Here is an 8,747-nt window from a genome sequence, read left to right on the forward strand (position 1 = left end):
GCACCTCATAATGGAGTGCCCTTGATGAAAACCCTGCTACTGGTCGCCACCAGCCTGCTCTCGGCTCAGGCTTTCGCTGCCGACACCCTCACCGTCTACACCTACAGCTCCTTCACCGCCGACTGGGGACCCGGTCCCAAGATCAAACAGGCCTTCGAGAAAGAGTGCGGCTGTACCCTCAATCTGGTTCCCCTCGAAGATGGCGTCGCCATCCTCAACCGGTTGCGACTGGAGGGCAAGCACAGCAAGGCCGACCTGGTGCTGGGGCTGGACGATGCACTTATCAGTGAAGCCAAGCAGAGCGGCCTGTTCGCCCCCCATCCCGCCAAGCTGGATGGCATCAAGGTGCCGGGTGGCTGGCAGGATGACACCTTTGTCCCCTACGACTACGGCTACTTCGCCTTCGTCTACGACAAGAGCAAGCTCAAGACCCCGCCCAAGAGCCTGAAAGAGCTGGTGGAACGCCCCGATCTCAAGGTGATCTATCAGGATCCCCGTACCTCTACCCCGGGGCAGGGGCTGATGCTGTGGATGAAGTCTGTCTATGGTGAAAAGGCTCCTGAAGCCTGGGCCAAGCTGGCCAAGAAGACGGTCACCGTCACCAAGGGGTGGTCCGAGGCCTATGGCATGTTCCTCGATGGCGAAGCGGACATGGTGCTCTCCTACACCACCTCACCCGCCTATCACTTGATTGCCGAGAACAAGCCCCAGTATCAGGCTGCGGCGTTTGAAGAGGGGCACTACCGTCAAGTGGAAGTGGCCGCCAAGCTGAAGAGCGCCAAACAGGAGAAGCTGGCTGACCAGTTCCTGCAGTTCATGGTGAGCCCCGCCTTCCAGAACGAGATCCCGACCGGCAACTGGATGTATCCGGTCATCGACACGCCGCTACCCAAGGGCTTCGAGCAGATGATCACCGTCAGCAAGCCGCTCGCCTTCAATGCCGATGAGGTGGCCGCCAATCGCAAAGGGTGGATCCGCGAATGGCTGCAAGCCGTCGCCCAGTGAGTCAGCTCGCTCTGAAGCAACAGGATCGTCCCCTCTGGTGGCTGCCGGGAAGTGCAGCCACCCTGCTGATCCTGCTGTTGTCCCTCGGGCCACTGGCGGCCCTGCTGTGGCAGGCCGGTTCGCTGGCGCCGCGCACTCTGCTGGCAGACCCCTATCTGCGCCATGTGCTGGGCTTCAGCCTCTGGCAGGCGTTGCTCTCCACCCTGCTGAGCCTGGGGCTCGCCATTCCGGTGGCCCGCGCGTTGGCGCGGCGCCGCTTCGTTGGCCGCACTCTGCTGATCAAGTTGTTTGGCCTCTCGCTGGTACTGCCGGTCATCATCGCCATCTTCGGCATCGTGGCGGTACATGGCAAACAGGGGTGGCTGCCGCAACTGCTGCGCAGCTTGGGGCTGGATCCCGGCAACTATCTCTACGGCCTGTTCGGCATTCTGCTGGCCCATATCTTCTTCAACATGCCGCTGGCGGCACGTCTCATCCTGCAGAGCATCGAGAGCATCCCCGAATCGAGCTGGCGCCTTGCCAGCCAGCTCGGCATGCGCTCATCCCATATCTTCCGGCTACTGGAGTGGCCGCTCATTCGCGGCATATTGCCAGGGCTTGCCAGCCTCATCTTCATGCTCTGCTTCACCAGCTTCACTACCGTGCTGGCGTTGGGCGGCGGGCCGAAATCCACCACGCTGGAGGTGGCCGTCTATCAGGCGCTGCGCTTTGACTTCGATCTCGCCACCGCAGGTGGGCTGGCGCTGGTACAGCTGATCCTGACCGCCACCCTGCTGCTCCTGCAGCACAAGCTGCAGACTACTCCAGCCAGTCGGGTGACTCCCCGTCGTCCCTGCCTGCGGCCGGATCGCCATCAGCCGGGCACGGCCGTGGTAGACCTCTTCTCGCTCTGTATCGGCCTCGCCATCTTTCTGCCACCGCTGCTGGCCATCGTCGTCGCCGGCCTCCACCCCGGCCTGCTGACGGCGCTCACTTCCGCCAAGCTGTGGCAGGCAAGCGGTCAGTCGCTGCTGATTGCATTGGCGGCTGGTGCCTTGGCCACCCTGCTCGGCGGCGCGCTGCTGCTCACCAGCCGTCATCTGCGGGTGCGGGCTCGCAAGCGACGAGCTGCCACCCTGTGGGAGGCCAGCGGTTCGGTGATCCTGATGATCCCGGCCGTGGTGCTCTCTACCGGTCTCTTCATCCTGTTTATGCCCTTTGCCGACGTGTTCGCCCTCGGGCCCTGGCTGGTGGTGCTGGTCAACGCCCTGATGGCGCTACCCTATGTGCTGCGCACCCTCTCCGCCCCCATGCAGCTGGTAGTGCGCCAGTATGACCGGCTGGCGGACAGCCTGGGGGTACGTGGTCTGCACCGCCTGCGACTGGTGGAGTGGCCGCTGTTGCGCCGTCCGTTGGCGCTGGCGATGGCACTGTCGATGATCCTCTCATTGGGGGATCTCGGTGCCATCGCCATGTTTGGCAGCCAGGAGCTCACCACCCTGCCCTGGCTGCTCTACCAGCAGCTCGGCAGCTATCGATTGACCGAGGCAGCCGCCACCGCCCTGCTGCTGCTGACACTCTGTTTCTCTCTGTTCTGGCTGGTTGAACGGGGGCTTGGAGGAAAACATGCTGAACATTGATACGCTGGTGACCAGCTACCCCGACTGGCACGTCAGCTTCAGCGCGAAGCTGCCCAAGGGGGAGATCACCGCACTGATTGGCCCAAGCGGCGCAGGCAAGTCGACCCTGCTCGGGATGATCGCCGGTTTCGTGCCGGTGGAGTCGGGCGGCCTCAGCTTCGATGGCGAAGATCTGTTGCCGCTGGGCCCGGCCGAGCGGCCAGTCACCACCCTGTTTCAGGATCACAACCTGTTCCTGCACCTGTCGGTGTTCGACAATATCGCCATCGGCTTGCACCCGGGTCTGCGCCTGAGTGCAACCCAGCGAGCACAAGTGATCGATGCAGCCGCACGGGTTGGTCTCGGCGAGATGCTAAACCGCCTGCCTGAACAGCTCTCCGGCGGCCAGCAGCAGCGGGTCGGGCTGGCCCGTGCACTGGTGCGGGGCAAACCGCTGCTGCTGCTGGATGAACCCTTCTCGGCCCTCGATCCCGCCCTGCGCCGAGAGATGCTGGCGGAAGTGGCCCGCCTCGCCTGCGAGCAGGGCATTACCGTACTGATGGTCTCCCACAATCCGGAAGATGCCCTGCTGATTGCCGATCAGGTGCTCTTTGTAGACGAGGGCCGCATCGCCCTGCAGGGAAAGCCGGATATTCTGCAACACTGCAACCACCCGGGGCTGCTGCGCTATCTGGGTCAATAGCCCTTGGCCCAAGACTGCGCCGGGATCAAAAAGGGGAGGCCGATTGGCCTCCCCTTTTAATGCAAACATATCGGGTGAAATCAGAGGTTCTCCTCGGCGAACGAAGCCAGTCGGCTGCGTACCACCCCGTTGAGGAAGATGTTGGCACTGCCGTCAAAATCCTTGAAACGCTCGACTATGTAGGTCAGACCCGAGGTCACCGGGCTCAGGTAGTTGGAGTCGATTTGGGCCAGGTTGCCAGAGCAGACGATCTTGGTGCCCTCGCCGCAACGGGTAATGATGGTCTTGATCTGGGAAGCCGTCAGGTTCTGGCACTCATCCAGCAGCACGAAGGTGTTCTGGATGCTGCGCCCGCGCATAAAGTTGACCGATTTGAACTGGATGTTGGCCTTCTCCATGATGTAGCTGAGCGAGCCGCTCATGTTCTCGTCCTGCTTGTGCAGCACCTCCAGGGTGTCGGTTACCGCCGCCAGCCAGGGCATCATCTTCTCCTCCTCGGTACCGGGCAGGAAGCCGATGCTTTCAGCAATTTCCGGGGTATTCCGAGTGACGATCACCTTCTCGTAGATCCCCTTCTCGATCACCAGCTCCAGCGCAGCAGCCATCGCCAGCAAGGTTTTGCCGCAACCGGCCGGGCCGGTCAGGATCACCAGATCGATGTGCGGATCCAGCAGTGCATCCAGCGCCATCCCCTGATAGACGTTCTTGGGATGTACACCCCACGCCTTGCGGGACATCAGTCGCTCACGGCCCAGATCCTTGATGCGGATCTTCTGGCCATCGTGGCTGAGCACCCGGGCGGCGAAGAAGTTCTCCTCGTCGATCAGGTACTGATTGACGTGAACACCTTCCAGCAAATTGGCATCGATCACATGGATGGTGTCGCGGCCGTGGGTCTCGCTCTCGCACTCGCCGACGCGCTCCCAGAAGCTGCCGGGCACCACCTGAAAGCCCTTGGCCAGCAGGCGGATATCGTCGATCAGCTGGTCGCTGCGATAATCCTCGACGTGGGCAAGACCGGCACCTTTGGCCTTGAGGCGCATGTTGATGTCTTTGGTGACCAGCACCACCTGACGCTTCAACTCATGCTTCTGCAGATAGAGGGCCGCGTTGATGATGCGGTTGTCGGCCTCCTTGTCGGTGAACACCTCGGCATCCTGCGGCAGATGGTGATCGCTGAAAATGCAGATATGACCGCTCGCCTCACCGGCCAGCGGTACTCCTTGCGCAATCTGCTCCGGAGTCGCATCGCGGAACACATCTTCCAGCGCACGGATAGCTACCCGCGCATCGCGGCTGACATCCTTGTGGCGATCCTTGATGTTATCGAGCTCTTCCAGCACCGTCATGGGGATGAGCACGTCGTGCTCTTTGAAGGAGTAGATAGCGAGGGGTTCGTGAAGCAGAACGTTGGTATCCAGGATAAACAGCTTTCGGTCCGTATTGTCCATAAGCATCCTCCTTGGCACTGAAGGGCCACGTGTGTGAATCTCGGATGTCATTGAAACCACACGGCCGTGACAGTTTTATTACCTTCAACGCTACGCTCGATTTTACTATCACGCAACAAATCACTTGCATCGCCAGAATCGTTCGAACAGAAAAGCAGCAATAAAAAACCGGCCATCGGGCCGGTCTTTTTATTTATCTAGCGGATTAACCACATTTGGAGTCGCCGCAATTGAGGCAAGTCATGCAGCCATCCTTAAGCACCAGCGCCTTGGTGTGGCACTTGTAGCAGAGCGCCGCATTGGCCGGGAAACCGCTGCCAGCCTGTTGCTCTTCGGCCTCCTGGGCGGCTTTCAACTCGGCCTGTTTCTCGGCCAGAAACGCCTGCTGATGCTCGTCCAGCCCGGTTGCCTTGAGCATGCCGATCTCGGTGAGATGGCTCTCGATCACGTTGCCAATTTCGGCGATCAGCGATGGAACGTACTTGCCCTTGTTCCAGTAACCGCCCTTGGGATCAAACACGGAACGCAGCTCCTCCACCAGGAAGGTCACATCCCCTCCTTTGCGGAATACGGCGGAGATGATGCGGGTCAGCGCCACGATCCACTGGTAGTGTTCCAGGCTCTTGGAGTTGATGAAGATCTCGAATGGACGGCGAGTCTCGTGAACCGTGCCCTCGTTGAGAATGATGTCGTTGATGGTGATGAACAACGAGTGCTCGGAGACATGCTCCGGCGTTTTCAGCTTGTAGGTGGTGCCCATCAGTCGCTCCGGACGCAGCACGGTTTCATGCATGTGCACCACGTCATCCTGCGGGGCCAGCTCTTCTTGCGGCTCATCCTTGGTACGCACCTTGTAGGCGACGATTTTCTTGTCGATCTTCTTGACCATAATGTCGTTCTCAGAATTTACCGTAATAGCCTTCTTTCAAGGCGTCGTAGAGGTTGGCGGCAGTGTGCAGCTCGCCATCGTATTCGATCTCTTCGTTCCCCTTGACGGAGATGACGGAGCCATCCTCCAGGGTGAAATCGTACAGGGTGTTCTCCAGATCCTTCTCCTTCACCAGCACGCCCTGGAAGGCCTCCGGATTGAAGCGGAAGGTGGTGCAGCCCTTGAGGCCGGAGTCCGAGGCATACATGTAGATGTCCTTGAACTGCTCGAACGGGAAATCGGTCGGCACGTTGGCGGTCTTGGAGATGGAGGAGTCGATCCAGCGCTGGGCCGCCGCCTGAATGTCCACATGCTGCGCCGGGGTGATGTCATCAGCAGTAATGAAGTAGTCCGGCAGACGGCTCGCCTCATCATCGGCATACGGCATGGCGGACGGGTTCACCAGCTCGCGATAGGCCAGCAGCTCGAAGGAGTAGACATCCACGCTCTCCTTGCTCTTCTTGCCCGGCTTGATGACGTTGCGGCTGTAGTGGTGGGCAAAACTCGGCTCGATGCCATTGCTGGCGTTGTTGGCCAGTGACAGCGAAATCGTGCCGGTCGGTGCAATACTGCAGTGGTGGGTGAAACGCCCGCCCACTTCGGCCAGCTCGGCGACCAGCGCAGGATCCACTTCGGCAACCTGCTGCATATAGCGGCTGTAGCGCGCATGCAGCACCTTGCCCTTCACCTTGTCACCCACCTTGATGCCATCTGCAGCCATTTCGGGACGCAGACGCAGCATCTTGCCAGTCACTTCAAACTCCTGCTCCATGATGGGGGCAGAGCCTTTCTCCTTGGCCAGACGCAGGGACTCCTGCCAGCCGGTCATCGCCAGCTCTTGGGATACCTGCTCGGTAAAGGCGACGGACGCGGCAGAACCGTACTTGATCTGCAGCATGGTAAGGGTCGAGCCAAGCCCCAGGAAGCCCATGCCGTGGCGGCGCTTGTTGATGATCTCCTCGCGTTGCTTGGCCAATGGCAGCTGGTTGATCTCCACCACGTTGTCGAGCATGCGGGTAAAGATGGCCACCACCTTGCGAAATGCAGTCCAGTCGAAAGCAGCCTTGTCGGTGAAGGGATCGCGAACGAAGCGGGTCAGGTTGACCGAACCCAGCAGGCAGGCGCCATAAGGCGGCAAAGGCTGTTCGCCACAGGGGTTGGTCGCGCGGATCTCCTCACAGAACCAGTTGTTATTCATCTGGTTGACCTTGTCGATCAGGATGAAACCGGGCTCTGCATAGTCATAGGTGGAGGTCATGATAACGTTCCAGAGCTTGCGTGCCGGCAGGGTCTTGTAAACCTTGCAGGCGACCTGCCCCAGCTCGTTAAAGACAACACCCTCCTTGTTGGGCCAGTCAGCCCAAAACACCTGAGCAGGATCGTCCAGTGCAATGCCATCCTGCTCCACCTCTTTGGCGGTGTAGGGGAAGATCAGCGACCAGGGCGCATCCTCTTTCACCGCCTTGACGAAATCTTCGGTGATCAGCAGGGAGAGGTTGAACTGGCGCAGACGGCCATCTTCGCGCTTGGCCTGAATAAACTCGATCACATCAGGATGACGGATATCCATGGTGCCCATCTGGGCGCCACGACGGCCACCGGCTGACGAGACGGTGAAACACATCTTGTCGTAGATATCCATGAAGGAGAGCGGGCCTGAGGTGTAGGCACCGGCACCGGAGACAAAAGCACCGCGTGGACGCAGAGTCGAAAAATCATAACCGATGCCGCAGCCAGCCTTCAGGGTCAGCCCCGCCTCGTGCACCTTGCCGAGGATATCGTCCATCGAATCTTCGATAGTGCCGGAGACGGTACAGTTGATGGTTGAAGTGGCAGGCTTGTGCTCAAAAGCCCCGGCGTTGGAGGTGATCCGGCCAGCCGGAATGGCACCATTGCGCAGTGCCCACAGGAAAGGCTCATACCAGGACTCCGGCTCCCGCTCCTGCTCGGCCAGCGCACGAGCAACGCGCTGGTAGGTCTCGTCGATAGTGCCATCGACAGGATGCCCATCCTTGCTCTTGAGGCGATATTTGCTATCCCAGATCTCGAGGGAAGTTTCCTGGAGGGGGATGAGGCGGGAGCCAGCTTCGCTCTCCAGCACCGGGTTGGATTTAGCCATTTTCAATCAACCTTATATGAATGCATCAACGTCATGACAGTAGTAGAAAACACAACCAATAGCACCATTAAAAAAAAACAGCACAATATATAGTGATGGTGCAGCCATGAGGGCGCAGATTCTATCCTAAAAAAATGCCCTGGCCAGCAGGTTTCTGCGCCAGGGCACTTAACTGATTAATTTACTGAGAGATTTAACACTCAAGCATGGATCAGGGCTTCTTGACGTAAACGCTCGGGGTATCACCCGCCATATTCAGATAGAACTCATAAACCCCGTCGGCATCCGGCGAGAACTTCATATCCTCATATTTGGAACAGGGATTGACCGGCACAGCCTCACCACCGAGTACGGCAACACCATCACTCGGGCTCTTGTAACCGAAGTTGGTACCACAGCTCCAACCAGAGTCAGCAAACTTGAACTTGTAGGGAGCCCACTCTTTCTTGAGGGTGCCTTTCGCCATGTAGAGCTTGTCGGCTACCTTGACCACCTTGCTCGCATCGGTCGCCATCCAGTCGTTCATCTCACCGCGCAGATAGATGGACTTGCCACCAAAATCGCTATTGTCAGCAGCCTGCTCTGCTCCACTGTGGGATGCACAACCACCTAATACCAGGGTTCCCGCCGCCAGTATCATCGTTACTGTTCTTTTGAACATGTCTCTATTCCTTAATTTATTGTGATTCCTTGGTCCATCCATGTGGACGAAGGCATTAAAGCAGAGCCGGAATCACAAGAAAGGTAGAATCATCACATTCTGTACTTTTTATGCCCAACCCCGGACGGGCAAGTCAAAAGGCGAGAGCAAGATCACTCCGGTTTTGGTGAGACAAAATTGAATAGAGAAGGATTAAAAAGCGAAGTGATTGAATGGGTTAGCGGAAATAGAGGATTTTTGGGAAGGAGGCGTAATTTTCAGATAATAAAAAACCCCGCTCGA

General features: G+C 58.7%; 7 protein-coding genes. 3 read left to right on the forward strand and 4 right to left on the reverse strand.

What is annotated here, in order from left to right; genetic code table 11:
* The first annotated feature begins 24 nt into the window (after window positions 1-24).
* From thiB to thiQ, 3 genes are read left to right on the forward strand one after another with little or no spacing between them, the layout of a single operon-like run.
* Window positions 25-1,005 (forward strand): thiamine ABC transporter substrate binding subunit, encoded by a 981-nt coding sequence (thiB, locus tag LG31_RS0113330; RefSeq protein ID WP_033114948.1) that lies wholly within the window; start codon window positions 25-27, stop codon window positions 1,003-1,005.
* The gene (gene thiP, locus LG31_RS0113335; protein ID WP_050513462.1) at window positions 981-2,624 is read left to right on the forward strand and encodes a thiamine/thiamine pyrophosphate ABC transporter permease; all 1,644 of its coding nucleotides are present in this window, start codon (window positions 981-983) and stop codon (window positions 2,622-2,624) included. The genes thiB and thiP overlap by 25 nt, the downstream gene beginning before the upstream one ends.
* Window positions 2,611-3,306 (forward strand): thiamine ABC transporter ATP-binding protein, encoded by a 696-nt coding sequence (thiQ, locus tag LG31_RS0113340; protein ID WP_033114949.1) that lies wholly within the window; start codon window positions 2,611-2,613, stop codon window positions 3,304-3,306. Before thiP ends, thiQ begins: the two co-directional genes overlap by 14 nt.
* Before the next feature lie 80 nt (window positions 3,307-3,386).
* Here the strand turns inward: thiQ and LG31_RS0113345 are convergent, their stop codons facing one another.
* The 4 genes from LG31_RS0113345 to LG31_RS0113360 all read right to left on the reverse strand — a co-directional run bounded on the left by LG31_RS0113345 (window position 3,387) and on the right by LG31_RS0113360 (window position 8,465).
* A complete protein-coding gene (locus LG31_RS0113345) occupies window positions 3,387-4,757 on the reverse strand; it encodes a PhoH family protein (RefSeq protein ID WP_033114950.1) in 1,371 nt (456 codons plus the stop codon).
* Window positions 4,758-4,962: 205 nt separating this feature from the next.
* Window positions 4,963-5,646: a TSCPD domain-containing protein gene (locus LG31_RS0113350; RefSeq protein WP_033114951.1), complete on the reverse strand. Its 684-nt coding sequence runs from the start codon at window positions 5,644-5,646 to the stop codon at window positions 4,963-4,965.
* A gap of 10 nt (window positions 5,647-5,656) precedes the next feature.
* Entirely contained in the window at window positions 5,657-7,804 is a 2,148-nt protein-coding gene (locus tag LG31_RS0113355) for an adenosylcobalamin-dependent ribonucleoside-diphosphate reductase (protein WP_033114952.1), read from the reverse strand.
* 211 nt (window positions 7,805-8,015) lie between these two features.
* Window positions 8,016-8,465, reverse strand: coding sequence for an early set domain-containing protein (locus LG31_RS0113360; RefSeq protein WP_033114953.1), 450 nt, complete (start codon window positions 8,463-8,465; stop codon window positions 8,016-8,018).
* Window positions 8,466-8,747: the final 282 nt, after the last annotated feature.

Source organism: Aeromonas lacus (genome assembly GCF_000764665.1).
In the GTDB taxonomy this organism is placed as follows: domain Bacteria; phylum Pseudomonadota; class Gammaproteobacteria; order Enterobacterales; family Aeromonadaceae; genus Aeromonas; species Aeromonas lacus.